Annotated in this window: 29 protein-coding genes; 15 read left to right on the top strand and 14 right to left on the bottom strand. The window is 31.1% G+C overall.

Annotated elements, in window-relative coordinates:
* The first annotated feature begins 91 nt into the window (after nucleotides 1–91).
* Nucleotides 92–970, top strand: a complete 879-nt coding sequence (locus tag ACTJIW_RS05825; RefSeq protein WP_440718441.1) for a sensor histidine kinase — start codon at nucleotides 92–94, stop codon at nucleotides 968–970.
* A 75-nt stretch (nucleotides 971–1,045) separates the two neighbouring features.
* Here ACTJIW_RS05825 and ACTJIW_RS05820 read toward each other — a convergent pair whose 3' ends face one another.
* The 4 genes from ACTJIW_RS05820 to epsC all read right to left on the bottom strand — a co-directional run bounded on the left by ACTJIW_RS05820 (nucleotide 1,046) and on the right by epsC (nucleotide 4,403).
* On the bottom strand, nucleotides 1,046–1,447 hold the full coding sequence (locus ACTJIW_RS05820) for a hypothetical protein (protein ID WP_121361699.1): 402 nt from the start codon (nucleotides 1,445–1,447) through the stop codon (nucleotides 1,046–1,048).
* Between the two features lie 144 nt (nucleotides 1,448–1,591).
* Nucleotides 1,592–2,578: an aldo/keto reductase gene (locus ACTJIW_RS05815; RefSeq protein ID WP_440715003.1), complete on the bottom strand. Its 987-nt coding sequence runs from the start codon at nucleotides 2,576–2,578 to the stop codon at nucleotides 1,592–1,594.
* A gap of 144 nt (nucleotides 2,579–2,722) precedes the next feature.
* On the bottom strand, nucleotides 2,723–3,610 hold the full coding sequence (gene cysM, locus ACTJIW_RS05810; RefSeq protein ID WP_121361697.1) for a cysteine synthase CysM: 888 nt from the start codon (nucleotides 3,608–3,610) through the stop codon (nucleotides 2,723–2,725).
* Nucleotide 3,611: 1 nt separating this feature from the next.
* On the bottom strand, nucleotides 3,612–4,403 hold the full coding sequence (epsC, locus tag ACTJIW_RS05805; protein WP_012024571.1) for a serine O-acetyltransferase EpsC: 792 nt from the start codon (nucleotides 4,401–4,403) through the stop codon (nucleotides 3,612–3,614).
* Between the two features lie 190 nt (nucleotides 4,404–4,593).
* Between epsC and ACTJIW_RS05800 the strand changes: the two genes are divergently transcribed.
* Entirely contained in the window at nucleotides 4,594–5,295 is a 702-nt protein-coding gene (locus ACTJIW_RS05800) for a DUF1003 domain-containing protein (protein ID WP_012024572.1), read from the top strand.
* A gap of 17 nt (nucleotides 5,296–5,312) precedes the next feature.
* Here ACTJIW_RS05800 and ACTJIW_RS05795 read toward each other — a convergent pair whose 3' ends face one another.
* Entirely contained in the window at nucleotides 5,313–5,579 is a 267-nt protein-coding gene (locus ACTJIW_RS05795; RefSeq protein WP_316251617.1) for a DUF2752 domain-containing protein, read from the bottom strand.
* A gap of 124 nt (nucleotides 5,580–5,703) precedes the next feature.
* On the opposite strand from ACTJIW_RS05795, the gene ACTJIW_RS05790 reads away from it, so the two are divergent.
* Together ACTJIW_RS05790 and ACTJIW_RS05785 are read left to right on the top strand one after the other, a co-directional pair.
* Nucleotides 5,704–5,889: a hypothetical protein gene (locus tag ACTJIW_RS05790; protein ID WP_012024574.1), complete on the top strand. Its 186-nt coding sequence runs from the start codon at nucleotides 5,704–5,706 to the stop codon at nucleotides 5,887–5,889.
* Nucleotides 5,879–6,430: a Smr/MutS family protein gene (locus tag ACTJIW_RS05785; protein WP_440715004.1), complete on the top strand. Its 552-nt coding sequence runs from the start codon at nucleotides 5,879–5,881 to the stop codon at nucleotides 6,428–6,430. Before ACTJIW_RS05790 ends, ACTJIW_RS05785 begins: the two co-directional genes overlap by 11 nt.
* Before the next feature lie 140 nt (nucleotides 6,431–6,570).
* On the opposite strand, the gene ACTJIW_RS05780 is transcribed toward ACTJIW_RS05785, so the two are convergent.
* Entirely contained in the window at nucleotides 6,571–7,578 is a 1,008-nt protein-coding gene (locus ACTJIW_RS05780) for a hypothetical protein (protein WP_433810157.1), read from the bottom strand.
* 86 nt (nucleotides 7,579–7,664) lie between these two features.
* Between ACTJIW_RS05780 and ACTJIW_RS05775 the strand changes: the two genes are divergently transcribed.
* Nucleotides 7,665–8,789 carry a cysteine desulfurase family protein gene (locus tag ACTJIW_RS05775; RefSeq protein WP_440715005.1) on the top strand — a complete coding sequence of 375 codons (1,125 nt, stop codon included), beginning with the start codon at nucleotides 7,665–7,667 and terminating at the stop codon, nucleotides 8,787–8,789.
* 86 nt (nucleotides 8,790–8,875) lie between these two features.
* Here the strand turns inward: ACTJIW_RS05775 and ACTJIW_RS05770 are convergent, their stop codons facing one another.
* Nucleotides 8,876–9,436, bottom strand: a complete 561-nt coding sequence (locus ACTJIW_RS05770) for an L-threonylcarbamoyladenylate synthase (protein WP_440715006.1) — start codon at nucleotides 9,434–9,436, stop codon at nucleotides 8,876–8,878.
* Between the two features lie 127 nt (nucleotides 9,437–9,563).
* Between ACTJIW_RS05770 and ACTJIW_RS05765 the strand changes: the two genes are divergently transcribed.
* On the top strand, nucleotides 9,564–10,778 hold the full coding sequence (locus ACTJIW_RS05765) for a glycosyltransferase (RefSeq protein WP_121361692.1): 1,215 nt from the start codon (nucleotides 9,564–9,566) through the stop codon (nucleotides 10,776–10,778).
* A 3-nt stretch (nucleotides 10,779–10,781) separates the two neighbouring features.
* On the opposite strand, the gene ACTJIW_RS05760 is transcribed toward ACTJIW_RS05765, so the two are convergent.
* From ACTJIW_RS05760 to ACTJIW_RS05745, 4 genes are all read right to left on the bottom strand, one after another.
* Complete coding sequence (locus ACTJIW_RS05760) at nucleotides 10,782–11,732, bottom strand: hypothetical protein (protein ID WP_440715007.1); 951 nt, start codon at nucleotides 11,730–11,732, stop codon at nucleotides 10,782–10,784.
* A 63-nt stretch (nucleotides 11,733–11,795) separates the two neighbouring features.
* Entirely contained in the window at nucleotides 11,796–12,755 is a 960-nt protein-coding gene (locus ACTJIW_RS05755) for a hypothetical protein (protein ID WP_440715008.1), read from the bottom strand.
* A gap of 5 nt (nucleotides 12,756–12,760) precedes the next feature.
* Nucleotides 12,761–13,726, bottom strand: a complete 966-nt coding sequence (locus ACTJIW_RS05750) for a hypothetical protein (protein ID WP_440715009.1) — start codon at nucleotides 13,724–13,726, stop codon at nucleotides 12,761–12,763.
* A gap of 131 nt (nucleotides 13,727–13,857) precedes the next feature.
* Entirely contained in the window at nucleotides 13,858–14,928 is a 1,071-nt protein-coding gene (locus ACTJIW_RS05745) for a glycosyltransferase family 4 protein (protein WP_440715010.1), read from the bottom strand.
* Nucleotides 14,929–15,013: 85 nt separating this feature from the next.
* Here ACTJIW_RS05745 and ACTJIW_RS05740 point away from each other — a divergent pair, with 85 nt between their 5' ends.
* On the top strand, nucleotides 15,014–15,781 hold the full coding sequence (locus ACTJIW_RS05740) for a Kdo domain containing protein (protein ID WP_440715011.1): 768 nt from the start codon (nucleotides 15,014–15,016) through the stop codon (nucleotides 15,779–15,781).
* Here the strand turns inward: ACTJIW_RS05740 and ACTJIW_RS05735 are convergent.
* Nucleotides 15,762–16,535, bottom strand: coding sequence for a glycosyltransferase family 2 protein (locus ACTJIW_RS05735; protein ID WP_440715012.1), 774 nt, complete (start codon nucleotides 16,533–16,535; stop codon nucleotides 15,762–15,764). The two genes, ACTJIW_RS05740 and ACTJIW_RS05735, sit on opposite strands and share 20 nt — an antisense overlap.
* 18 nt (nucleotides 16,536–16,553) lie before the next feature.
* Nucleotides 16,554–17,618 (bottom strand): glycosyltransferase family 9 protein, encoded by a 1,065-nt coding sequence (locus ACTJIW_RS05730; RefSeq protein WP_012024586.1) that lies wholly within the window; start codon nucleotides 17,616–17,618, stop codon nucleotides 16,554–16,556.
* Nucleotides 17,619–17,742: 124 nt separating this feature from the next.
* Here ACTJIW_RS05730 and ACTJIW_RS05725 point away from each other — a divergent pair, with 124 nt between their 5' ends.
* From ACTJIW_RS05725 to ACTJIW_RS05715, 3 genes are all read left to right on the top strand, one after another.
* Nucleotides 17,743–18,492: a glycosyltransferase family 2 protein gene (locus tag ACTJIW_RS05725; RefSeq protein WP_433810176.1), complete on the top strand. Its 750-nt coding sequence runs from the start codon at nucleotides 17,743–17,745 to the stop codon at nucleotides 18,490–18,492.
* A gap of 271 nt (nucleotides 18,493–18,763) precedes the next feature.
* Nucleotides 18,764–19,477: a polysaccharide deacetylase family protein gene (locus ACTJIW_RS05720; RefSeq protein ID WP_073409735.1), complete on the top strand. Its 714-nt coding sequence runs from the start codon at nucleotides 18,764–18,766 to the stop codon at nucleotides 19,475–19,477.
* A 7-nt stretch (nucleotides 19,478–19,484) separates the two neighbouring features.
* Complete coding sequence (locus ACTJIW_RS05715) at nucleotides 19,485–20,234, top strand: glycosyltransferase family 2 protein (protein WP_073409736.1); 750 nt, start codon at nucleotides 19,485–19,487, stop codon at nucleotides 20,232–20,234.
* A gap of 52 nt (nucleotides 20,235–20,286) precedes the next feature.
* On the opposite strand, the gene ACTJIW_RS05710 is transcribed toward ACTJIW_RS05715, so the two are convergent.
* Nucleotides 20,287–21,102 (bottom strand): 2,3,4,5-tetrahydropyridine-2,6-dicarboxylate N-succinyltransferase, encoded by an 816-nt coding sequence (locus tag ACTJIW_RS05710; RefSeq protein ID WP_073409737.1) that lies wholly within the window; start codon nucleotides 21,100–21,102, stop codon nucleotides 20,287–20,289.
* A 279-nt stretch (nucleotides 21,103–21,381) separates the two neighbouring features.
* On the opposite strand from ACTJIW_RS05710, the gene ACTJIW_RS05705 reads away from it, so the two are divergent.
* The 5 genes from ACTJIW_RS05705 to ACTJIW_RS05685 all read left to right on the top strand — a co-directional run bounded on the left by ACTJIW_RS05705 (nucleotide 21,382) and on the right by ACTJIW_RS05685 (nucleotide 24,756).
* A complete protein-coding gene (locus ACTJIW_RS05705; RefSeq protein ID WP_012024591.1) occupies nucleotides 21,382–22,008 on the top strand; it encodes a PAS domain-containing protein in 627 nt (208 codons plus the stop codon).
* Nucleotides 22,009–22,180: 172 nt separating this feature from the next.
* Entirely contained in the window at nucleotides 22,181–22,426 is a 246-nt protein-coding gene (locus ACTJIW_RS05700; RefSeq protein ID WP_121361685.1) for a hypothetical protein, read from the top strand.
* A complete protein-coding gene (locus ACTJIW_RS05695) occupies nucleotides 22,416–22,697 on the top strand; it encodes a type II toxin-antitoxin system RelE/ParE family toxin (RefSeq protein WP_044047716.1) in 282 nt (93 codons plus the stop codon). The genes ACTJIW_RS05700 and ACTJIW_RS05695 overlap by 11 nt, the downstream gene beginning before the upstream one ends.
* A gap of 23 nt (nucleotides 22,698–22,720) precedes the next feature.
* Nucleotides 22,721–23,137: a Holliday junction resolvase RuvX gene (gene ruvX / locus ACTJIW_RS05690; RefSeq protein ID WP_012024594.1), complete on the top strand. Its 417-nt coding sequence runs from the start codon at nucleotides 22,721–22,723 to the stop codon at nucleotides 23,135–23,137.
* A 125-nt stretch (nucleotides 23,138–23,262) separates the two neighbouring features.
* Nucleotides 23,263–24,756: a malate:quinone oxidoreductase gene (locus ACTJIW_RS05685; RefSeq protein WP_012024595.1), complete on the top strand. Its 1,494-nt coding sequence runs from the start codon at nucleotides 23,263–23,265 to the stop codon at nucleotides 24,754–24,756.
* Nucleotides 24,757–24,805: the final 49 nt, after the last annotated feature.

Here is a 24,805-nt window from a genome sequence, read left to right as displayed (position 1 = left end):
AATACATATTCCGTTAATAGGAATCCTTTTTTTTGTCCTTTTTTTTGAGCACACTATTTCTCCTGCATCAATCTTGTTTTTTTCATTAATAATGACATTGCTGGCGACAGCAATAACTCTTATGGTTTTAAAACAGCTCATTAAACCCATTTCTGTTGCATCAAAATCTTTAGACGATTACAGAAACAGCCGTAAATTGTCTATTCTTCCAACAGAATATACTGATGAAGCAGGTTTGCTGATGTGCAACATTCAGGAATCGATTTATGAGTCTGAGAGTTTTATAAATGAAAAACAGGATTTAATTTATATGCTTTCACATGATTTGAAAAATTTTGCCGGAAATCCTCAGGGTCTGGCGAAACTAATTTTAAGTGAAAATCCATCTGAATCTGTAAAACATTTAGCCGATTTAATTTGCGAATCGACTAATTTACAGTTTCGTTATATCGAAAATTTTATAAAATTATTAAAAGAACAGGATCAGATTTCAAAAATAACATCTGAATCCAGAATCATTAATTTCCAAAATATTCTGCCTTTTATAAATGAGCAGGTCGAACAGCGTTTATTAGACAAAAATATAATACTTAATTTAAGTCTTGAAATAGATGAAGCTAAACTTAGAATAGATGAAGGTCTCTTAGTTCAGGTGATTGTGAATTTGATTAGCAATGCTGTAAAATTCTCTTATTTTGATAGTGTAATTAAAGTCAGAATTTATAAAGAACAATCAGATTTAATTATAACAGTTGCCGACAGGGGAATTGGTTTTGATAAACATCAGATAGAAGAGTTATTTAAGAAGTTTACCAAAATGAGCCGATTGGGAACTGCGAATGAATCATCAACTGGAATTGGACTTTATTTATGTAAAAAAATTATCGAAAAAAATAAAGGCCGATTAAGTGCTTTAAGCGAAGGCAAAAATAAAGGCGCCGAGTTTAAAATTGAGTTCGATATCAATTAAAAAAATAAGGTCATTAAGAGTGAAAATCTTAATGACCTTATTTTTTGCAGGAAATTGAATTAAGCAATAATTCGTTTATAAGGGATTTTGAAAAACAAGTTTTGCTTTTCCATCAACGCAGTTAATGCTGGTTGGCGCATTAGTAGGAGCACAATCGCCAAGAACATTCCATTTTGTTACATAATCTGATTTTGTTTTGATGTACTCTTTTATTTTTGCATCTAGTTTAGCTTTGTCAGCTTTTTTAGAATATAGAATATAACCTCTATTGGTACCGCATCCTGACGAGCTGAGAAGTTCAAAACCCCATTCTTCCGGATTTGTACAAGTTTGGGAGTTAATTAAAGAAAGCTCAATAATTTCATTATACATCTTGTCTAATCTTTTTGATGTTTCTTCGGCAGATTCTTCATTATCACTGCTGCAAGAAGCAAATATCAGGCAGATCGAAAACAAAATAAAACTTAATTTTTTCATGGTTAGTGAATTTTAGGGTTAGTTTTATTAGTAAGATGTTTCTTTAGTAAAATGGTTGCGTCAGGAAGAAAAATAAAAACTGAGTTTCTAAGTCTGGAAAAACTTAGAAACTCAGCAGTTTAGTATCTTAGAAGCATAAAAAAGCTACCAAAGATGATGCACAGAAGGTTTAATATACTCTTCGTAAATTTTATTCATAGCCAAAATTTTCTCAGGAGATAATTTCGGCAGATCATAAACAGATAAATTAGAAAGCACATGACTTTCTTTTGAAGCTCCCGGAATAATACAGCTTATTTCGTTAAAACTTAAAATCCATTGCAGTGCAATAGGAGCGAGGTTTGTAGTTTCAGGAAAAAGTGCTTTTAATTCTTCAACAGCTTTTAAACCTAAATCATAATCGATTCCTGAAAAAGTTTCGCCTTTATCAAAAGCATCTCCGTTTCTGTTGAAATTACGATGATCCTGAGCATCAAAAGTCGTTTTAGCATCAAATTTACCCGTTAAAAGTCCGCTGGCAAGAGGAACACGCGCAATAATTCCAATATCTTTCTTTTTGGCTTCTGAGAAGAATAATTGTGACGGACGCTGACGAAACAGGTTAAAAATAATCTGAACAGTCATTACATTAGAGTATTCGATTGCTTTTAAAGCTTCTTCAACTTTTTCGACACTTACTCCTAAATTTTGAATTTTACCCTGATCTTTTAAACGATCAAACATTTCGAAGATTTCAGGACGGTAATATACTTCTGTCGGCGGACAGTGCAGCTGAATTAAATCTAAAGTTTCTAATCCGGTTCTTTTCAAACTGTCTTCAACAAACTTTTGAAGCACTTTTGGCTGATAGCCTTCATTCACATGCGGATTAATCTGGCGTCCGCATTTTGTGGCTACATAAATACGTTCAGATCGTGAACGAACTACTCGTCCAACAGCAGTTTCGCTTAATCCGTTTTCGTAAACATCGGCCGTATCAATAAAATTTACGCCATTATCTATGGCAGTATTTATTAATTCGTCGGCTGTTTTATCATTAAATCCTGATCCCCATTTTCCGCCAACCTGCCAGGTTCCCAGAGAGATTTCAGAAATATTAAAATTTGTTTTTCCTAGTTTTCTGTAGTTCATTTTCTTTTTAAGTTACAAAGGTTCAGAGGTACAAAGGTGTAAAGGTTTTTTATAGAGGCGCACAGCAGTGCGTCTTTTTTGGGTATAAGGGTTGTAGTTTGTGACTGCCTTTGTCCCTTTGAACCTTTGTCGCTTTGTTCCTTTTTAGTCAAATAAATCCGATGACAAATATCTATCGCCGCGGTCGCAGATAACGGCAACTATAACTCCTGATTCTAATTGTTCGGCGATTTTAAGGGCAACAGCTACAGAACCGCCGCTGCTCATTCCGGCAAAAACACCTTCTTCAAGAGCCAGCCTTTTGGTCATTTCTCGGGCTTCTTCTTCGCTTACATCTACAACAGTATCTACTTTCGAAGCATCAAAAATTTTAGGTAAATATTCCTGAGGCCATTTGCGGATTCCCGGTATTTGAGATCCGTCGCTAGGCTGTGCACCAATAATTTGAACAGCCGGATTTTTTTCTTTTAAATAAGTCGAAGTTCCAATGATAGTTCCGGTTGTTCCCATTGCCGAAACAAAATGAGTTACGGTTCCTTCTGTATCATTCCATATTTCTGGTCCGGTTGTTTTGTAATGTGCTTTCCAGTTGTCATCATTTGCAAACTGATTCAGCATAAGATATCCGCCTTGTGCTACTTTTTTATCAGCATAATCTCTTGAACCGATAATTCCTTCTTCAGCAGGCGTTAAAATAACCGTAGCGCCATAAGCACGCATGGTTTGTGTTCTTTCTTTTGTTGAATCTTCCGGTAAAACCAATTCGATTTCTATTCCAAACAATTGTGCAATCATAGCAAGGGCAATTCCTGTATTACCGCTTGTTGCTTCAATTAATTTGTCTCCTTTTTTAATTTCGCCTCTTTCAAGAGCAGCTGCAATCATGTTATATGCTGCTCTGTCTTTTACGCTTCCTCCCGGATTGTTTCCTTCAAGTTTCAGTAAAAGTTTAACGTTTTTATTTTTAACCAAATTGACCGTTTCCATTAATGGAGTATTTCCAATTAGGTTTAGCAGTTTCTGTGGACCCATTTTATTTTTTTTCTTTTATTTTGACTTCTGTTGTAGTTGTGTTTAATACGATAGAATCTTCGGGAATAGATTTAGTAACCCATGAATTTCCTCCAATAACACTGTTTTTTCCTATAATTGTGCCTCCGCCCAAAATGGTGGCATTGGCATAAATACAGACATTCGCTTCAACGGTTGGATGTCTTTTGGCATTTTTCATGTCTTTGCTTACGCTTAAAGCTCCCAAAGTAACACCTTGATAAATCTTGACATGTTTTTTAATAACGGTAGTTTCGCCAATAACGATTCCTGTGGCGTGATCTATAAAAAATGGCGAAGCAATATCAGCACCAGCATGAATATCAGTTCCGGTAATTCTATGCGCATATTCGCTCATTAATCGCGAAAACAACAATAAGTCTAGTTTGTATAATTCGTGGCTAAGTCTGTAAATTGCGATGGCATAAAAACCAGGATATCCTAGATAAACTTCATCGATACTGTTTGATGCCGGATCATTTTCAAGAATATAAGCAGCATCTTCGTTTAATTTTTCTAAAACGCCCGGAAGTTTTTCTACAAAGCGATCCCAGATTGATTCACAAAGATTTTCGGGTTTTTTGCACGCTAAAACAGCAATTTCTTTAAAACGAATTTCAAGTTCGTCAATGCTTTCGTCAAGTGCGGCATTCGAATCAAAAAGGGTATAGAAAAGCTTCTCGGTAAAATCTTCAGTTTTGGTTTTGATACCGTAATTTATATTAGAATGGCTCTTTAAAGCCTTAATATTTTGTATGATATTGTCTTTTGTCACAATAATAAAATTGAGTGGATATTTTAAAACGTTAAAAGTAAGGTGTTTTTTGTAAATAAGGACACGAATTAACTAAAGAAATTTTGTTTTAAAAATCCTATTTGTGATAAATCAAGCACTTATAAATGGTTATATTTTATATGATTCTTAAGAAGTTAATTGTGTAAATTAGCAGATAAAATTTGCAAAAATGAAAAACAATTCAACTTTTAAAAGTGCGATTTCTAGTATTTCTTTTCCCGAAAGCGAGAAAATTTACGGTAAATCGATTCATGATCCAATTTTAAGCCTTATTGTAAAAGATCATCCTTCTTTTTGTGATGATGATTCTATTTCGGTTCAGGAATTAAATGAATACCGTCAAAAGTATATTTCGAATTATTTGTCTACTGAGATAGGAATGCTTTCTGATCTAGAGAAAAATGTTATTTCGTCATTAAAAGAAGATAAATCGATTGTAAGCATTGTTGAAGATGAAGATGAAACGAGAAGTTTTGGTCAAAAAATAGCCGATAAAGTGGCAGATTTTGGCGGAAGCTGGACGTTTATAATTTCTTTTGTTGTTTTTATTGTTATTTGGATTGGCTCAAATGTTTATATTTTGGTTAACAAAGGTTTTGATCCGTATCCGTTTATTTTATTGAATTTGATTTTATCGTGTATTGCAGCACTTCAGGCTCCGGTAATCATGATGAGTCAAAACCGTCAGGAAGAAAAAGACCGAAACCGCGCTAAAAAAGATTATATGATTAACCTGAAATCTGAATTAGAAATTAGAATGATTCACGATAAAATTGATCATCTTATTATGCATCAGCAGCAAGAATTAATTGAAATTCAAAAAGTGCAGATCGAAATGATGAATGATATTTTGAACCAGGTTAAGAAGTAAAACAGCTGTGTCAAAAATTAAATATAAAAGTGTTTATAGATGTAACCAATGCACATAAAAATGATATTCAGGGTTGCTGCTTTCCATATTATTTTGTGATAATTTCTGGATTTATCCAAAAAATATAAACCAACTAAAATTAAAAAAAGAAGGGTTGTATAAATTGCCGGATACATATAAAAGGCAGCCGAAAACTCGCCTTTAAAAAGTAAGAATAAAGAGCGTTGAAAACCACAGCCTAGACACTCAAAACCAAAGAGTTTTTTGAACGGGCAGGGGATCATATATTTCTCTAAATTCACGAGGGGATTTTTTTACAATTTTACAAAAAAATATTGGATAACATTTTAAAAGAAAAACAACAGCTAATTTAAAGTTTTATACTTTTGAAATCTCAAACTCAAAAAAATGAAAACGTTTAAAATTATAATTATGATTCTTGCTATTTCAGTTGCTTTGTACGAGCAGGTTTCAGATCAAAAAAATATTTATGTAATGGTTATTGCAATTGCAGTTTTCATGTACGGAATGATGCAGCTGAGCGCAAAAACACCAAGTAAGAATCAAGAAAAAGAAGAGCAGGATGTTGACTAAAGGAGATAAAGTTTCGGTTTTGGACGAAGCAATAAACGGAACTGTGGTTTCGGTTAAAAACAATGAAGTTTTAATAGAAACTGAAGACGGATTTACGATGACATTTTTTGTCAATGAATTGGTTAAAATACAAGATTCCAGTGATTTAATGAATTCTATTAAAAGAATTAATTTAGAAGAAGTTACAAAAGAGAAAACTGAGCCAAAACCGAGAAGTTTTGTAAAAGAAAAGAAGGATAAACGCGATGTTGCAGTTCCGGAATTTGATTTACATATCGAAAAACTGGTTCCAAATAAACGAGGAATGTCAAATTATGATATCCTGACTCTGCAGACTGAAACTGCAAAAAGACATATTGAATTTGCGATACGAAACCGCATTCCAAAAATTGTTTTTATTCACGGTGTCGGCGAAGGAATTTTAAAAGCCGAACTTGATTTTTTATTAGGCCGTTATGACGGAATTGATTTTCAGGATGCGAATTATCAAAAATACGGCTTAGGTGCAACCGAAGTTTATATTCGTCAGAATAACAAATAAAATTGCTTTTATAGTTTAAAATCATTCATTTTAGAGCATAAAAAAACGTCCGTTTTTCAGTATTGATTTAATTTAAAAATCAAATGAAAAACGGACGTTTTTTTGTAAGAAATAAAAGCTGTGAATCCTTTTGTTTTTTACTATAAGTTTACTGTTATTTTACCCAAAGTAAAAGTGTTCCCTAACTGAAAGTAACTGCTGTCTTTTGTTAGTTTTACATTTTTTAGTACAACTGTATGGATAAATGTTTTGTCTCCAATTTTTTCTGTAGTTACTTCTATAGTTGCTTTTTTTGTTTCACTTGTATCAGCACCAATCCAGGTTTGATTTAGTAATGGTAAGCTTGGAATTTGAGCTGCGCAGAAATCATATGTAGAAGTAATACTTCCAGACCCGTTTACAAAATTTCGATAAACAACTTTATTGGTTGTTGCAGTAATTGCTTGAGATCTTGGTTGATTCGGAGCAGTTGCTTCATTAGTAAGTAAAGCAGGATCTAAATTCTCTACTGTTAAAGTAAATGAAGCATTGTAATTATATATTTTTTTATTGTCAGGACAGTTAAAAGCTTCTCCAGTATCAGTATTTTGAAATGTTAAATCAGCAGGCGTAACAGTAGTTTTAAATGTACCAAACTCAAATATTTCTTGAACCTGAGGACCAGATGGTTTTTGAAAAGTAATGTTTTCAAATGTAATAACATGATTATATGCCTCGATTCGAAATGAATCATTTGCATCTGTCGTTGTTGGAACCTGAGAAGAAACAATTTTTATTTTTCCAGAAGATCCAACCCATTCTTCAGTAACATTTGGAGAACTAGGCGGAATAGTGCCGCAGATATTATCTTTTGCAACCGCTCCGTTATAAGCCCTGTATAAAACTCGGTATGTTGAGTTATCAATGTCATACGTTACAGTTCCATTGTTATTTACAAGTCCATTGGTTTGAGGCAGCTGTAAAACAAACGCTTCCTGAGTTTTTAACTTATATATTATCGTAGGATCAGTACTAAGCGAGTTTTCTGTAAATGTAGTACAGCTTACAGGAGTTACAGAATCAAAATTGATTTCGTCTACGGTTAGATCACCATCGTCGCAGCCGTTTAACAAAAACGCCAGAAATATAAGGCTTGCATATTTTTTCATTGTAGTTTTATTTGTGCCAAAAATAGTGAAAAATTTGGCAAATGATATTTAAGATTAGACAATTGATATTTTATAACTTTGCATTAATGAAAAAAGTATATCTCGATAACGCCTCAACTACTGCGATGCGTCCTGAAGTCGTTCAGGAAATGACTAAAATTATGAGCGAAGATTTTGGAAATCCATCATCTACACATAGTTTTGGACGTAATGCAAAAACCATTTTAGAACTTTCAAGAAAAACTATTGCTAAATATTTAAATTGTTCTGCACAGGAAATTCTTTTTACTTCGGGCGGGACTGAAGCCGATAACTGGATTTTAAGATCGGCAGTTGAAGATCTTAAGGTAGAACGTATTATTACTTCAAGAATTGAACATCATGCCGTTTTATACACTGTTTTGGCTTTACAGTCTGATTATAATATTCAGGTTGATTATGTAAATGTAAATACAGACGGAAGCATTGATTTAACGCATCTGTCTAATTTATTATCTGACGAAAAGAAAACAATCGTTAGTTTAATGCATATAAACAATGAAACAGGAACTATTTTAGATTTAGAAAGAGTAAGTGTTATTTGCAAGCAATATAATGCCTTATTTCATTCAGATACAGTTCAGTCAGTTGGGAAAACTGAAATTGATCTTCAAAAAACTCCTGTAGATTTTATTTTAGCAAGCGCACATAAATTTCACGGACCAAAAGGTGTTGGTTTTGCTTTTATTCGAAAAAATACTGGTTTACAGCCTTTAATTTTTGGAGGTGAGCAGGAAAAAGGATTGCGTGCGGGAACAGAAGCAGTGCATCAAATTGCCGGAATGGCTAAAGCGCTGTCTCTTTCTTATGAAAATTTAGATCAGGAGAGAGATTATATTTCTGATTTAAAGAAATATCTAATAGAGCAATTAGAAATTGAATTTCCGGGTTTTAGAATAAACGGAAAAAAGGATGATTTTTATAATATTATAAATATTACACTGCCATTTTCTTCAGATAAAACTTCTATGCTTTTGTTTAGTTTGGATATGAAGGGAATTGCTGTTTCTAGAGGAAGTGCCTGTCAGTCAGGAAGTATAAAACCTTCGCATGTTTTAAAAGAAATGCTTTCAGAAGCGGATTTGAAACTGCCAAATCTCAGAATTTCATTTAGCCATTACAATACAAAAGAAGATATCGACTGGCTGATTGAGAGTTTAAAAAATGTTTAAAAAGATGCACAACTCTGAGTTTGCATTTTTTTAATAATAAAAAGCTGAATCAAATTTGTTTTTGATCCGGCTTTTTAATTTAAGTTCTATTTTCGAATAATTTTTACCTGAGAATCATTTGTCAGTTTTATAATTGTCGAAGGTTTTCCGGCAACTTTATCCTGATTTAGTTTTACGACATAATCGACTCCCTTAATAATTTCTGGACTTATCTCTTTAAAAGACATTGGCGTTGGCTGTCCGGAAATATTTGCCGATGTCGAAACCAAAGGTTTTTTCATTCTTTCCATTAGTTTGTAGCAAAAAGGCTCTTTTACTAATCTAACTCCAAGTGATTTATCTGCCGAAATAACATTGTGAGCAACATTTCTGGCATCGTCCAGGATTAATGTTGTTGGTTTTTCAGATAAATCTAAAATCTGCCATGCGACTTCGGGAATATTCTTAAAAACATTGTACATCATTTTTTCTCCATTCATTAAAACGATCATGCTTTGTGTTTCGGCACGCTGTTTTAACTTGTATATTTTTGCAACAGCTTCCGGATTCGTCGCATCACAGCCAATTCCCCAAACGGTATCAGTTGGATAAAGTATGATTCCGCCTTCTTTTATAACTTCGTAAGCGTTGATTATTTCTTCATTCATGATTTATTGATATTAAATTCTGTTTTTAGTTTTTAATTGAGTAAAAAACTAAATGCCATTTCTTATTTGAAGTGACTTTTTAAATGCCAAAAATAAACTATTTTTGGGGTTTAATAAAATCGTAAAAATGTTCAAATCAATAAAATTATACTTTAGGTTAAAATCATTAGCAAGAAGACTTCAAAAACAAAAAAAAGAAATTGATTTTACGAGTAATTTAAAATTTAATAAAAATGTTATTATAGTTGATGTTAAACTTCCGGAATATGATAAAGATTCTGGATCGAGACGATTAACTGAAATTATAAAACTGCTTCTTTCTAATAATATCGGGGTTTTTTTGTTGCCAGATTTTAGAGAGCATCGTTTTACAGCTGATTATGTTCAGTACTTTAAGGATTTAGGAGCTGTAGTTTACGAGCCGGCTGTAGATGGAACCGGGAAATTAATTATGAAAAATGATTTTTTAGAACAGGTTCTTCCTTTTGCAGATTTTGCCTGGCTGCACAGACCTGAAATTTTTGCAAAGTATTACCCAATTGTCAAAAAGTATAAACCAAATGTAAAGGTGTTTTTTGATATGGTAGACTTTCATTATTTGAGATTTAAAAGAGAGTCAGAACTTTTGGGTAATTCTGAAATCATGAAAACTGCTAATGAGTATTTGCAATTGGAAATAGAAAATTGTAAAAAAGCAGATAAAGTTATTGTAATTTCAGATGTTGAAAAACAAACTCTTCAGGAACATTATAAAGAAGATTCTAAAATAATAAGCATTAGCAATATTCATCAATTTATTGAAAATGAAAATTCGGTTCCTTTTGAGAAACGAAAAGGTTTATTATTTATTGGCGGCTTTGATCATAAACCAAATGTTGACGCTGTAAATTATCTGGCAGAAGAAATTATGCCTTTATTATGGAAATCATACCCAGAAATTTCTATTTCTATAATTGGCAGTAATCCGCCGGAATCTATTGTTAGTTTGAATTCTGAAAATTTTAAAGTTTTAGGTTATGCTGAAAATGTTTCCCCTTATTTTTTAGAGTCTAAAATTTTTGCAGCACCTCTTCGATACGGTGCAGGAATTAAAGGTAAAATAGGGCAGAGTCTGGAGTTTGGTCTTCCGTTAGTTACAACAGATGTTGGTGCAGAAGGATTTGATTTTGGAGAATGTAAGGATGTTATGGTTGGTAATTCAACTCAGGAAATAGTTGATAATATTATACTTCTTTATCAAAATAGAGAAGTGTGGGAAAAGGTAAGTTTGAACTCAAAAAATGTAATAGAACCTTTTTCAACTTCTGCAATTGAACAAAAAATACTGAGTTTGGTTAAGTAAATCCTATATTTTAAAAACTGTTTTTACCCAATTTTCGATAGTATATTTATTATATGTTTCATCACTCAATGGTTCATAAGGCGTATTGAAGAAATCAGGATTTATGTTTATAGGTTCGTTTTCATGAAGAATCAAAATATTATTTGGATTATAAAAGTCATATTGGCTTATAGACTGATTTGTTGTTATTATTTTTCTCTGCATAGCTAAAGCTTCAAATATTCTGAAACTTAATCCGTTATGGCCATGTCTTATTAGATCCAAAAATATTTTTGAGTTTTCTAAATCTTCTTGTATATCGTGTGGTAAAAGTGTTTTTTCTAAATGAATAATATTTTTATTCATATTGTTAGGAGTTTTTTTACCAACTGCTATAAATTTAAATTTGACAGCATGATTTGTAAAATACTCTGCAAGTTTATTTAGAAAATCAAAGCGCTCGTCAATTGATATTACGATAAAAACATTCTCATTTATTTTTGAATCTAAATGTCTTTTATCAAGATAGATATAATTTGAAATAAAGTTGAAATTGTATTTTTTTACATCAATTAAATCGAAAGAATAAATTTCATCAAATATTCCATCCAGCAGATGGTCAATTGGAAAACGTCGACAACTGTCGTAGATGTATGTGATGTATTTATTGCTTTGCTTTTTTATTTCTAAATGCGTTTTTTTACTCACTCTGTCTGGACGAATAAACATGATAATGTCCTGATGTCCTAATTTTTTAACCTCAGTTAGTACATAATGTTCTAAGGCTTCTTGTTTTATATTAGCATTAAAAAGATTTTTTTTTATTGAATTGCTTATTTTTTCAAAAACTGATTTGTATTTATATCTGAATTTTGAAGCGTCAATATGATGAGCATCAATATTTTTTCTTTTTAATTCAAGAATAATATTGTGATCAAAATAAGTTGAATCGAAACTAATTAAACAGATTTTCATAAATATCTTTTTAATGCTTTAAAATGAATTTTGCGGGTAATTTGATTGCTGCTGGATTTGTTTCTAAGAAAAAAGCTTCTTCACATTTTCGATCATATTGTTTTTTTCATTCACGACAAATGATCTGAAATCAGCAAATTCAAGTGAAACAGTTTCATAATTATCCATAAGATGATTAATAAGTTTTATTATTTTATCATCTTCCATTTCATTTTCATGTAGTTTATATTGTTCAGGAATTCCAAGATCCTCTTTAAAAGCAGAAGTTCCATCACGTCCTGTTAAAAGACAAACTCCAGAAACTAAAGCTTCTCTTGGAATTTTATCCCTTCCTGGAAAATAACCAAAATCAATATGAAGTTTAGCTCTTCTTAAAGTGTCACGCATTTCTTCTCTTGTCATTCCTGTTAATGGAACCCATTGATATTGAGGAAGAAGCTGCATGTATTTTTCAATTTTCTCAAGTCCTTTTTTAGGGTTGTATGTTATTATGTTTTCTTTCGTAAATGAATCCGGAAGATTTTCAAAAAATAATTCTGTTACATAATCGCATAAATAGGCTATTTCGTTATCCAGCTTTTTAGTCATTAAGAACTCTTTAGTTCGTTGTGACTGATACCAATGTGTAACGGTCTTATTAGGTTCAAAACGATATTCAGTGTGTTTGTAAGGAACAATTAATTTTCTCAGCCAGTTTTTTTTCTTTTCACGGCTGTTCATTAAAACTTCATAAAAATCAAGACTCAGCCACCATACTTTTTTTTCTGCCAAAGGATATTTAGCAATTAAATTAGTCATTGATTCTGGAATTATAATAATGTTTTCAGAGCTGTCCTTTACATTCATTACATAAGGTACATTGTAATTTTTGTAAAATGGATGAACAGGATCTTTTTTATATTTTGAATATAGCATTTTAGCATTATATCCAAGAGTATTTAAGATGTAACCCAATTGATGTAAAGCTTCTGGTCCTCCGGTTGCTTTTTTTGGCGGACAGATAATGTATATGTTTTTAGACATTTTTATTAATTAATTTTTTGGCTGTTAAAAACTACGTGTTCTATCCAGCCTTGAATGGTGTATTTTTTGAAAATTTCTTCAGGTATTTTTTCGTATTCTTTGTCGAAAAAAGTAACAGGTATTTCTGGATTTTTTTCGTCTATTACTAGAATATTATTTGGATTGTAAAAATCATAATTTATAATATCTTTATTAGTTGTGATTAATTTTTTATGTAATCCAATGCTTTCAAAGACCCTGAATGTTAAGCCGGTTTGTCCTTTTCGGTTAATATCTAATAATACCTGCGAATTGTTTATATATTCATTAATTTCTGATAAGGAAACATATTCTGTAATAAATTCAATAGAAGAGTTTTTTTCTATATGTTTTTTATTATGAACAATTATTTTATGGCTAATATTTTTTGCTTGAAGATTATTAGCAATTTTAGAGAGTGTTTTAAGTCTCTTGTCTTTTGAAATAATGTTAAAAACTTTGTATTTGTAATTTTTGTTTGGATCTGTAGAAGGAGAATTATAAATCCAGTTTGTAGCAAATTTTAAATTATATTTTTGACAGTCTTCTTTTTCAAATGAATATACTTCATCAAAAAATGGAAGTACTCTTGTTATCTTAGGACATCTTTGTGTGTTGTCGTTAAAATAAGCAATCGTTTTTTTACTATATTTTTTTAATTCAACAATACTTTTAGGGTCAATAAAATCACCTTTAATAACAAGTATGACATCTTGAATTTCGTTTAGTTTATTTATATTTTCAATTATTTTTTTTCCATAGTGGATTGTTTTCAAATTTCTTTTAAAAAAGGTTTTTAGAAAAAAATTATAAATTCTATAAAGGGAATTCTGATATTTATATTCGTACTCGTCAAAATTTAAGTGTTGCACATTATGTCCGCTTTCTTTTAAAGCAGTAGCTATATAGTTATTGAATCCCCAATTATCAAGACTTACAAGGGTAATACGCATAATGTATGTTAATTCTGTTAGGGTAAAATTAAGAAAATTTTAACGATTTAATTTAAATTTAAGTTAGTGATAAATAAATATTATTATTTTATTTTTTAAACATAAAATAGAGAGAAATATTGTTTAGTAATTTAGGATAAAATTTTTGTATAAACATCAAAATAATCGGCAGCTGTTCTTTTCCAATCAAAGTCGGCTGCTCGTTTTTTTATGATTGCTTCTCTTTCAGTTTTATTGGTTTCATAATCATGCAACCCTTCAATTAAAACATTCGTCATGTATTCAGGATCAAAATTATCCCAATAAATTGATGCTTCACCTCCAATTTCAGGCAAAGATGTTTTATTTGATAAAAAAGTAGGTTTTCCAAAACTCATTGCTTCAATTGGCGGAAGCCCAAAACCTTCTCTAATTGAAGGGAAAAGAAAAGCAGTACAATTTTTCATAAAAAACTGTTTGCCTTCTTCGCTTACTTTTCCAGTCAAAAAAACTCGCTTCGTTAATCCGTTATCAGCAATTAACTGCTTTATTTTGTCACCGTATTTTTTATCATTGTTCCCGGAAATAATTAAATTGAAGTCTTTTACATGTCTCATCATATTGACAATCGACTGATAATTTTTTCTTTCAAGAAAATCTCCAATAGCATAGAAAAAAGGCCTGTCAACGGGAATATTTGTAATGTATTTAGATGTATCTAATACTGTAGAAATCGGATTTCCATTATGAATTACATATTCAGGAACATCTGGCACATTAAAATTTTTGTGAGTCTCAGACTTTGCAAACTCTGAGATATAAGTTATCGCAGTTGATTTTTCAAGTTTAGCCCTAAATAATCTATTTAGTCTATGATTTGGATCTGGAGAAACTTCTTCAATAAAATGAACATCATGAATAGTTAATAGATATTTATTACAAGAAAAAGGTTCGACTTTAGTATTTTGATTTACAGAGTGCCATAAATCGTGTTTTTTCCGAACTCTAAATAACGGATGTCTTGATAAACTATTGTATTTGTGATATTTAAATTTAGCTTTGAATTCCTCTTTTAAAATATCAGGCTCAGGAGTGTTTAAAATTAGTTCATAATCTTTAAAATCCAAAGCAGATAAACCTTTTACCAGTTCATAATTGAAAGTTCCTAAGCCAGCTGCCCGATTGCTTATATTATGTGTTTCCAGAAAAATCTTAGGTGGCATTTTTTTTCTTTTTTTTACGAAAATACAATAATAATTTGAAGTCTTAGATCGTATACGTATTTTTGTTGTTTATAAAAAAAAGCTGATGAATTTTAAAGTAAATCCAATTTTCGAAAATAGCACTGAGTCGATACTTAATATAATCAAAATGTTCAGTTCTACGGGTGAACTTTTTGGAAATGGAGATCGTAATAAGATAAAATTATTTGATTTTAACGAAAAAAAAATCAATATAAAGTCATTTAAAATTCCGAATTTAATTAACAAAATTGCTTATCGATATTTTAGAAAATCAAAAGCAAGACGATCATTTGAATATGCAACTATTTTATTAGAAAAAGGAATTGGAACGCCCGAACCAATTGCATTTCTTGAAAATTTTAATATTCTGGGATTAAAAGACAGTTATTATGTAAGTGAGCATTTAAATGCTGATTTGACATATAGAGAACTGGTAGAAATTCCAAATTATCCAGATAATGAAAATATATTAAGACAGTTTACCAGATTTAGTTTTGGACTACACGAAAAAGGAATTGAATTTTTAGACCATTCTCCAGGAAATACCCTAATTAAAAAGAATAACGAAGGTACTTATGATTTTTTTCTTGTTGATTTAAACAGAATGGAATTTCATGAATCGATGACTTTTGAAATGCGAATGAAAAACTTATGCCGTTTAACTCCTTTAAAAGAAATGGTTGCAGTTATGAGTAATGAATATGCAAAATTGTATAAAAAAGAATCTGAGGAAAAGATTTTTGAAACTTTGTGGAAATATACAGCCGATTTTCAGGAGCAGTTTTACAGAAAGAAACGCCTAAAAAAGAAGCTTAAATTTTGGAAGAAGTAAGACGGAAAAACTCTTTATAACGGACATAAATGCTGTAAGCATTTAGGTAGCATATTATAATTCCATTTATGCCGTCTAAAAAACCAAGTCTTATTAAATATTGATATAAAAATGTATAAAGAGGATGAAAAATCAGTAATATTCGAACTGGTTTTTGTCCTTTTTTTACTTTTTCATTCGCCTTTAAAATACCATACTTATACATTTTCAGTTTATATTCCTGATATGAAGTATAAGAAAAGTGAATGATTTTATTTTTTAAGATACCTATTTTTCCGTTTACGATAAGCTTTTCATGTACCATTCTGTCTTCGGTGTACCTGCAGTAAGTTTTATTAAAAAGCCTGAAAATCTTATCAGTCTGCCAGCCGCTAAAACGTAATTTACTGTTTTTAAACATAAAAATTCTGTAAACCAGATAAGCACTTACAGCATCTTTATTGTGTATTGTCGAAATAATTTCAGTTTTCAGTTCTGGAGTTAAACGTTCATCAGCATCAATAAACAATATCCAATCATTTTTTGCCTGATCTATTGCAAAATTTCTTTGAGAAGTATAGTCAACAAATTTCTTTTCAATTAAAGTAACATTTGGAAAAGATTGTATTATTTTAATTGTAGAATCGGTACTATAAGAATCAACAACAATGATTTCATCAGCAAAATCAACATCTTCGAGCAGGGATTTTATGTATCGCTCTTCATTAAAAGTAATAATTAAAACCGACAGCTTTTGTTTTTCAGTAGTATTCATCCGATGCTTATACTTTTCTCAATTTTTGTACTCTCGAAAATAAGCTTCTAATTTTTCCAATATTAAAGACAGAGGATACTCAGCATAATATTCAAAAGTATGTTCTTTAATATATTGCTCAGTATGCTGTTTGTATATTTCTGGTTTTAAGTCTTTTAAGTGAATGGAGAAGTTTTTTGCTTCATTTTCGAATATCTGCCATGTTTCTTTTCTAACAGAAGGTGTAAAGATTGAAAAAGTTGGAATTTCAAGCGCTTTGGCCATATTTACGGCACCGCCTTCGTTTCCAATTAACATTTCACATTGTGAAAGTAAAGCTAAAAACGGACGAAGTTCTGTACAGTACAAATCGAAAACAATATGTTTTTTTGTCTCTTCACTACAATAATTATATACCTCTAAAGCCAGATCTTTTTGATATGGAACGTAATTAAAAATTATAGTTGCATTAGTTTTAGCTACTGTAAAATCTATAATTTTTGCCATTCCTTCAAGAGGATAGGTTTTGTAAACTTCGCTTCCTAAAATACCAAACATAATAAGCGGTTTTTCACTGTCTATGTTGTAACTTTTTAAAAGTTGTTTAGCTTCGTTAATCTCAGAGTCTTTTAAAAATATTTTAGGTTTAACATTTGTAATTTTTTCTGAAATAAAGGGTTTTAGAAGTAATAATCGGTTTTCAATTGCTAAACCATGCTCAGATTCTACGGCATCAAAACGTTCGTATGTATAATTGTAGAATATTTTAGTATACCATTTATGGTACGAAACTTTATATTTTGCTCCAGAAAATAAGGTAATCAGGTTAGTTTCTAATTTTGAATACACATCAATTACCGCATCATATTTTTTTCTGCGAATTTGAAAAATGAATTTAAAAAGAGAAGGAATAGATTTTCTAACTTCGTTTGACAACGGAATAATGTTGTCAATGTTTGGATTTTCTTTTAGTACATCTATAGAATTTGGATAACACATATAGTCGATTACCGAATCTGGAAACTTAGCCTTTAAGTTGTTACAAATTATTGTACTCGTTAGTACGTCTCCAATCCTTTTTTGTTGAATAACTAATATCCTCATTTTTTTCAGTTCAATTTGAAGGCTAAATTACAAACTATTTTATGAAGTGTGCAACCATTCCAGGTATTAAAAATGAATTAAAATAAAATGTGTTATTTTTGTAAAAATCAAATTAAAATTTAGAATGAAAATTAGCGGCCTCGTCATTACGTTCAACGAAGAAAAGAACATTGGAAAATGTATTGATGCTTTATTGAAAGTATGCAATGAAGTTATTATTGTAGATTCTTTCAGCAAGGATCGTACAGTTGAAATCGCAAAAGAAAAGGGTGCAATAGTTATTGAGCAGGCTTTTTTAGGAGATGGCCCACAACGAACACATGGTTTGCCTTATTGCAAAAATGATTGGATTTTAAATCTTGATGCCGATGAGTTTTTGGATAAAGATGCAGAGCAGTTTATCCTTAATGAAAAATATCTGCAAGGTAATTATGATGCTTTTAGTTTTAGAGTGAAAAACTTTTTAGCAGATAAACTGATTGATTTTTCAGGCTGGTATCCAGATCATAAAGTTCGTTTTTTCAATAAGAAAACGGCTCATCCCTCAGATTCTAAAGTGCATCAAAAAATAATTACCCAAAATGAAAAAAAAGTTGCCGTGCATATTTTGCACTATGGCTGGGATTCTTTAGATCAGATTATTTCTAAAAAAAATCAATATTCTGGCTGGCATGCACAGCAGTTATTTGATCAGGGGAGAAGAATTAATGCTTTAAAACCTGTAATTCATGGTGCAGTATCTTTTATACGCTGTTACTTTTTCAAAAAAGGAGTCTTTAATGGCATCGACGGATTGTCAATTGCAATGATCCAGAGCTTTTTCTCTTATATGAAATATGCTAAACTTTTAAAACTTCAAAAAAAGCTGAAATAAAATTTCAGCTTTTTTTTAAAATAATAGTACTCTAAACCTGCTGAGTAATCTATTAAAAAACATCTTATACGCAACAAAAGTCTTTTGGTTGTATTAATTGTATTTATATTCTTATGTATTGCCTTATTATACTTTTCTAAGTGAATTAAGAAAATGATTCGTAATTCTTACAATAATAGGCTAGAAATATGTGAAATATTATTTTTTGTTTAATTTTTTCTTTTTTTTGTTAATCAATTCTATAAATATATAGATTTGCACAAAAAAGTACATGTCAAAGTTACCCATTTTAATGTACCACAATGTTGTTGTGGATGAAGCTAAATCTTTGAATTTAAGTATTTCTATTTCTAAGCTGGAATCTCAATTAAAGTTTCTGCATGATAATAATTATACAACATTTCATTTTAAGGATTTAGAGAATTTAAATGAGCTGCCTTCAAAAAGCATTATCATCACTTTTGATGATGTTACAGAATGCCAGCTTTTGTATGCGGTGCCTTTGCTTGAAAAATACCAATTAAAAGCTTCTTTTTTTATACCATTTTCTTTCGTTGGTAATTTTGATTATTGGATTGAAGGAAAAGAAAAAATAATGAGTGTTGATCAATTAAAAGAATTAAACACTAATCTTATTGAATTAGGGTATCATTCTTTTGAACATAAAAGATACAGCTCATTATCAAAAGAAGAATTAGAAGCTGATTTCATTAAGTCAAATGATTTTATAAAAAAGAATCAATTAGATATAAAACCAGTTTTAGCTTATCCTTTTGGTAATTATGCTAAAAAAGAGGCTCAATTTGCTGTTTTTGAAAAAATTATGCGCGATAATGGCATAAAATATGGTTTGAGAATTGGAAACAGGGTTAATAAATTTCCTTTTAAAAATAATTATTTAGTAAAAAGAATTGACATAAAAGGAGAGGACAGTCTGTTTAGATTTAGGTTAAAATTAAAGATTGGAAAACTTAAATTATTTTAAATAATACATGAAAATCAGCGGATTGGTAATAACCTATAATGAGGAGAAAAATATAGGTAAATGTATAGATGCACTTTTTAGAATTTGTGATGAAGTAATCGTAATAGATTCATTAAGTGTTGATAATACAGTAAAAATTGCAGAAGAAAAAGGAGCTAAAGTTATCCCGCAAAAATTTTTAGGCGACGGACCGCAGCGAATTCATGGACTTCAATATTGTAAAAATGACTGGATTTTAAATCTGGATGCAGATGAGATTTTAGCCGAAGATGCCGAAAAATTTATATTATCTGGAAAATATGAAAATCAAGATTTTGATGTTTACACTTTTAGATTATACAATTATTTAGGAGGTAAAAAAATAGATTTTGCAGGGTGGTATCCGGATAAAACAGCTCGTTTTTTTAATAAAAGTACTGCTTCACCGTCAAAAGACAGAGTACATCAAAAAGTTTGCGGAAGCAGCAAATCTCATTTAAAGGTCCATATAAATCATTATGCATGGGAAAATTTCGATCAATTTCTCAATAAGAAAAATTTATATACAACCTGGCATGCGCAGCAACTTTATGATCAGGGAAAAAGAGTCAATGCTTTTAAACCTGTATTAAATGGAACAGTTTCTTTTATAAGATGTTATTTCTTTAAAAAAGGTTTTTTAAACGGATTGGATGGTATAACTTTTTCAATGATTCAGGCTTTTTTCTCTTACATGAAATATGCGAAGCTTTTGAAACTTCAGAAAAGTAATAAATAATAAAAAATCCAAATTTCAATTGAAATTTGGATTTTTTATTGATTTTTAAAATCTATACTGCAACATCGTATTCGCGAAGTGCATTATTTAATGAAGTTTTTAAATCTGTAGACGGTTTACGAGTTCCAATGATTAAAGCGCATGGAACTTGGAATTCACCAGCAGCAAATTTCTTAGTGTAACTTCCTGGAATTACAACAGAACGTGCAGGAACAAAACCTTTCATTTCAACTGGTTCGTCACCCGTAACGTCAATAATTTTTGTTGAAGCAGTTAAACAAACGTTAGCACCAAGAACAGCTTCTTTACCAACGTGAACACCTTCTACAACAATACAACGAGAACCAATAAAAGCACCATCTTCAATAATTACCGGAGCAGCTTGTAATGGCTCTAAAACACCGCCAATTCCAACACCACCGCTTAAGTGTACGTTTTTACCAATTTGTGCACAGCTTCCAACAGTTGCCCATGTGTCAACCATAGTTCCCTCATCAACATAAGCACCAATGTTTACATAACTAGGCATTAAAATAACACCGCTGGAAATATAAGCTCCATAACGTGCAACAGCATTTGGTACTACACGAATTCCTTTCTCAGCATAATTTCTTTTAAGAAGCATTTTATCGTGGTATTCAAAAATACCAGATTCCCATGTTTCCATTTTTTGAATTGGGAAATACATTACAACCGCTTTCTTAACCCATTCGTTTACCTGCCATTTATCACCAACTGGTTCAGCAACACGTAATTTTCCTGCATCAACCAATTCGATAACTTCTCTAATAGCATCAGTTGTAGCTGTTTCTTGTAATAAAGCTCTGTTTTCCCAAGCTTGTTCAATTATAGTCTGTAAAGAATTCATAGTTTAAATTTTTGGCAAAGATAAAGTATTTAAAGAAAAGCAAAAAAGTAAACGAGATTGAAAATGTTACAGGTGTAACATTTTGTTTTTAATTTGATAAATTTTTTCAATGCTCTTTAAGTGAAATAAATTTAAAAAACATCCACTAAAAGTTTTTTTTATATCAAAATATGACAAAAGTCAGATTTTGCACTTTTTCTTCTCTCTACTTTTGTGTAATTAATTCTTACAAACCAGAATTAAAAAATCCAATCCAAAAACATATTAAATTTACGAGACATGAATCAAGAAAATCAACTTCGAACACCAGTTACAGTTATTGATAAAGAAGTTACTTGGGATAAAACACAGGTAATTATGAGCAAAACAAACGCTTTTGGTATTATTGAATATGCCAATGAAGTTTTTGTTGACGTTTGTGGTTACGAAGATTACGAGTTAATGGGACAGCCGCACAACATTATTCGTCATCCAGATATGCCAAAAGTTATTTTTAAAGTCCTGTGGGAAAATCTTAAAAACGGAAAAAACTTTCATGCAATTGTAAAAAACTTAGCAAAATCAGGAAGATACTATTGGGTTATAACTGACTTTGATATTGCCAGAGACGAAAATGGAGTTATTGTGAACTACTTTGGAAGAAGACAAGCCGTTCCTCAAGAGGTTGTTACAATGCATATTGAACCATTATATAAAAAACTGCTTCAAATTGAAGCAGCAAGCGGAGTAGAATTTAGTGAAAAATACCTAATAGGTTTCTTAGAAGAAAAAAAGAGAACTTATGTAGAATATATTAAAGAGTTAATTTTTGAGCACGAAAAAGCACAGGCAAAATTTGCTCATTATGAAGAAGAACAAGATACTGAAGAGCACAAAGGTTTTTTCAGCAGATTATTTAATAGATAGAATAAAGTTTTAGTTTTTAAATATTTAGGTTCGGGTCCGTTTTGAGTTCGCTCAAGGCGGACCTTTTGGGTTAAATAATTAAGAGATTAAATTAATGGACTTTTTGAAGTAAGTTAAATTGTAAAAACATCAATTCAAAAAGCTTTATATTTGTATTGTAAAATAAAGTATTATGGAAGCAATAAGATTAGAATTTCAGCCAGAAATTAAGGAGAAGATATTGAAATTATTAAGTTCATTTTCTTCTGATGAATTGAAAATAGTTGAGGAGAGTAATTTTGTTGATCCTAATTTTATTAAAAATAAAAGAAAATTAGAGGCTGCAGCGGCTAAAATTGATAATGGTACAGCAAAGCTTTACACGTTTGAGGAATTAGATGAAATCTTAGAAAAAACTATTTCTAAATATGAAAGTTAGCTTTACTGAGGACTTTATGTTGCAACTAAAAGAACAAATAAAATATATAGCTAAAGATAAACCAATTGCTGCGAGAAAATTTAAAAAAGATTTGCTTAAGAATATTAAAAAAGATTTGGTAAACCCTTTTTACTTTAAAAAATCCATTTATTTTGATGAGGAAAAGTATAGAGATTATGTTTTTAAAGGTTACACTGCAATTATTAGAATTGAATCGGAATTAGAAATCGTTTATATTATTGGTTTTTTAAAACACAATAAATTATTTTAAGGTAAACCTGCTAAAAAAATACAATGCCAAGAATACTCTCTATAGATTACGGACAAAAACGTACCGGAATAGCAGTTACAGATGAAATGCAGATAATAGCATCTGGTTTAACTACGATTCCAACTCACACTTTAATCGATTTTCTTAAAGATTATTTCGCTAAAGAAAAAGTTGAAGCCGTTTTAATTGGCGAGCCCAAACAAATGAACGGCCAGCCATCTGAAAGTGCATCTGTTATTAATGGGTTTGTAACTCACTTTTCAAATATTTTTCCTGATATGAAAGTAATTCGTGTTGATGAACGTTTTACCTCAAAAATGGCATTTCAAACCATGCTCGACAGCGGGCTCAGCAAAAAACAACGCCAGAACAAAGGTTTAATCGACGAAATTTCGGCAACAATTATGCTTCAGGATTATCTTTCTTCTAAACGTTTTTAAGTGTATTTCTGATTAATTTTTCTTTTTTAGAAAAAATTATAGTTTCCTAACTTTTATCATGCAAAAATTAGTTTTTTTTTGCGATTGAAAGAAGTACCTTTGCATTTTAAAAACAAAATACTGTTATGCCTGACAATACAATACGTTCCAATAGTGAAGTAGTGCTTATTGGAGCTGGAATTATGAGTGCAACTCTTGGATTAATTTTAAAAGAGCTGCAGCCGGATATAAAAATTGAAATTTACGAAAGATTAGATGTGGCGGCTGCCGAAAGCTCGGATGCCTGGAATAATGCAGGAACCGGACACTCAGCTTTTTGTGAATTAAATTATACTCCAGAAAAGGCTGATGGAAGTATTGACCCTAAAAAAGCAATCAGTATTGCTGAATCATTTGAAATTTCACGCCAGTTTTGGTCGTATTTAGTACAGCAGAATAAAGTTCCATCTCCGGAAAATTTTATAAAAAGCGTTCCTCACATGAGTTTTGTATGGGGAGACAAAAATGTAGAATATTTAAGAAAAAGATTCGAAGCACTTCAAAGTAACCCAATTTTTGCAGATATGACATTCAGTACTGATTTTAATCAGTTAAAAGAATGGATGCCTCTTGTAATGGAAGGAAGAGAAGCAGATGAAAAATTAGCTGCAACTCACATGGAAATAGGTACCGATGTTAATTTTGGAGCCTTAACAAGAAGCATGTTTAATTATCTTGAAAAGTTAGACGGCGTTACTTTATACTTTAATCACGAAGTTAAAAAGTTAAAACAGCGTGAAGATAAATCATGGAGAATTAAAATTACAGATTTGTCGACAGGACAAAAACGCAAAGCATATACAAAATTTGTATTTATTGGTGCTGGCGGCGGTTCATTGCCATTATTAGAAAAAGCAGATGTTCCGGAAGGTCACGGTTACGGCGGTTTCCCAGTTAGCGGACAATGGCTGAAATGTACTAATCCGGAAGTTATTGCAAAACACCAGGCAAAAGTTTATGGTAAAGCTAGTGTTGGAGCACCTCCAATGTCAGTTCCTCATATTGATACACGTGTAATCGATGGTGAAAAAGCACTTCTTTTTGGACCTTTCGCCGGATTCTCAACACGTTTCTTAAAAAATGGTTCATATTTAGATTTACCTCTATCTATAAAAGCAAATAATTTAATCCCAATGCTTTCTGCGGGATTCCATAATATTCCATTAACGAAATATTTAATCGAGCAGGTTCGTCAGTCTCCAAAAGACAGAATGAAAGCACTTCGTGAATATTTGCCTACTGCACGCTCTAAAGACTGGAAGTTAGAAAAAGCAGGTCAGCGTGTTCAGGTTATTAAAAAAGGAAAAGATGGCGGCGGTGTTTTAGAATTTGGTACAGAAGTAATCAATACACACGACGGAACTCTGGCAGTTTTATTAGGAGCTTCTCCGGGAGCATCAACTGCAGTAGCTATTATGGTTGACTTAATCAGCAGATGTTTTACCAATCAGATTAAAACTCCTGAGTGGGAAGCTAAAATGAAAGAAATGATTCCTTCTTACGGTAAAACTCTGAACGACAAACCAGAGCTTTTAGCAGAAATGAGAAAACATACGGCTGAAGTTTTAAAAATTAAATAATTAAAATTTCGAAATGTAAATAATACCCAAGGACTTAGTTTGTAAATAA

The sequence above is a fragment of the Flavobacterium sp. 22659 genome (genome assembly GCF_052044235.1).
In the GTDB taxonomy this organism is placed as follows: Bacteria; Bacteroidota; Bacteroidia; order Flavobacteriales; family Flavobacteriaceae; genus Flavobacterium; species Flavobacterium johnsoniae.
This window is presented reverse-complemented; position numbering and strand designations above follow the sequence as displayed.

Coding starts and splice junctions, on each gene's coding strand:
- ACTJIW_RS05825 (WP_440718441.1), top strand. CDS start 92: ATGACATTGCTGGCGACAGCAATAACTCTTATGGTTTTAAAACAGCTC.
- ACTJIW_RS05820 (WP_121361699.1), bottom strand. CDS start 1,447: ATGAAAAAATTAAGTTTTATTTTGTTTTCGATCTGCCTGATATTTGCT.
- ACTJIW_RS05815 (WP_440715003.1), bottom strand. CDS start 2,578: ATGAACTACAGAAAACTAGGAAAAACAAATTTTAATATTTCTGAAATC.
- cysM (WP_121361697.1), bottom strand. CDS start 3,610: ATGGGTCCACAGAAACTGCTAAACCTAATTGGAAATACTCCATTAATG.
- ACTJIW_RS05800 (WP_012024572.1), top strand. CDS start 4,594: ATGAAAAACAATTCAACTTTTAAAAGTGCGATTTCTAGTATTTCTTTT.
- ACTJIW_RS05795 (WP_316251617.1), bottom strand. CDS start 5,579: ATGATCCCCTGCCCGTTCAAAAAACTCTTTGGTTTTGAGTGTCTAGGC.
- ACTJIW_RS05790 (WP_012024574.1), top strand. CDS start 5,704: ATGAAAACGTTTAAAATTATAATTATGATTCTTGCTATTTCAGTTGCT.
- ACTJIW_RS05785 (WP_440715004.1), top strand. CDS start 5,879: ATGTTGACTAAAGGAGATAAAGTTTCGGTTTTGGACGAAGCAATAAAC.
- ACTJIW_RS05780 (WP_433810157.1), bottom strand. CDS start 7,578: ATGAAAAAATATGCAAGCCTTATATTTCTGGCGTTTTTGTTAAACGGC.
- ACTJIW_RS05775 (WP_440715005.1), top strand. CDS start 7,665: ATGAAAAAAGTATATCTCGATAACGCCTCAACTACTGCGATGCGTCCT.
- ACTJIW_RS05770 (WP_440715006.1), bottom strand. CDS start 9,436: ATGAATGAAGAAATAATCAACGCTTACGAAGTTATAAAAGAAGGCGGA.
- ACTJIW_RS05765 (WP_121361692.1), top strand. CDS start 9,564: ATGTTCAAATCAATAAAATTATACTTTAGGTTAAAATCATTAGCAAGA.
- ACTJIW_RS05760 (WP_440715007.1), bottom strand. CDS start 11,732: ATGAAAATCTGTTTAATTAGTTTCGATTCAACTTATTTTGATCACAAT.
- ACTJIW_RS05755 (WP_440715008.1), bottom strand. CDS start 12,755: ATGTCTAAAAACATATACATTATCTGTCCGCCAAAAAAAGCAACCGGA.
- ACTJIW_RS05750 (WP_440715009.1), bottom strand. CDS start 13,726: ATGCGTATTACCCTTGTAAGTCTTGATAATTGGGGATTCAATAACTAT.
- ACTJIW_RS05745 (WP_440715010.1), bottom strand. CDS start 14,928: ATGCCACCTAAGATTTTTCTGGAAACACATAATATAAGCAATCGGGCA.
- ACTJIW_RS05740 (WP_440715011.1), top strand. CDS start 15,014: ATGAATTTTAAAGTAAATCCAATTTTCGAAAATAGCACTGAGTCGATA.
- ACTJIW_RS05735 (WP_440715012.1), bottom strand. CDS start 16,535: ATGAATACTACTGAAAAACAAAAGCTGTCGGTTTTAATTATTACTTTT.
- ACTJIW_RS05730 (WP_012024586.1), bottom strand. CDS start 17,618: ATGAGGATATTAGTTATTCAACAAAAAAGGATTGGAGACGTACTAACG.
- ACTJIW_RS05725 (WP_433810176.1), top strand. CDS start 17,743: ATGAAAATTAGCGGCCTCGTCATTACGTTCAACGAAGAAAAGAACATT.
- ACTJIW_RS05720 (WP_073409735.1), top strand. CDS start 18,764: ATGTCAAAGTTACCCATTTTAATGTACCACAATGTTGTTGTGGATGAA.
- ACTJIW_RS05715 (WP_073409736.1), top strand. CDS start 19,485: ATGAAAATCAGCGGATTGGTAATAACCTATAATGAGGAGAAAAATATA.
- ACTJIW_RS05710 (WP_073409737.1), bottom strand. CDS start 21,102: ATGAATTCTTTACAGACTATAATTGAACAAGCTTGGGAAAACAGAGCT.
- ACTJIW_RS05705 (WP_012024591.1), top strand. CDS start 21,382: ATGAATCAAGAAAATCAACTTCGAACACCAGTTACAGTTATTGATAAA.
- ACTJIW_RS05700 (WP_121361685.1), top strand. CDS start 22,181: ATGGAAGCAATAAGATTAGAATTTCAGCCAGAAATTAAGGAGAAGATA.
- ACTJIW_RS05695 (WP_044047716.1), top strand. CDS start 22,416: ATGAAAGTTAGCTTTACTGAGGACTTTATGTTGCAACTAAAAGAACAA.
- ruvX (WP_012024594.1), top strand. CDS start 22,721: ATGCCAAGAATACTCTCTATAGATTACGGACAAAAACGTACCGGAATA.
- ACTJIW_RS05685 (WP_012024595.1), top strand. CDS start 23,263: ATGCCTGACAATACAATACGTTCCAATAGTGAAGTAGTGCTTATTGGA.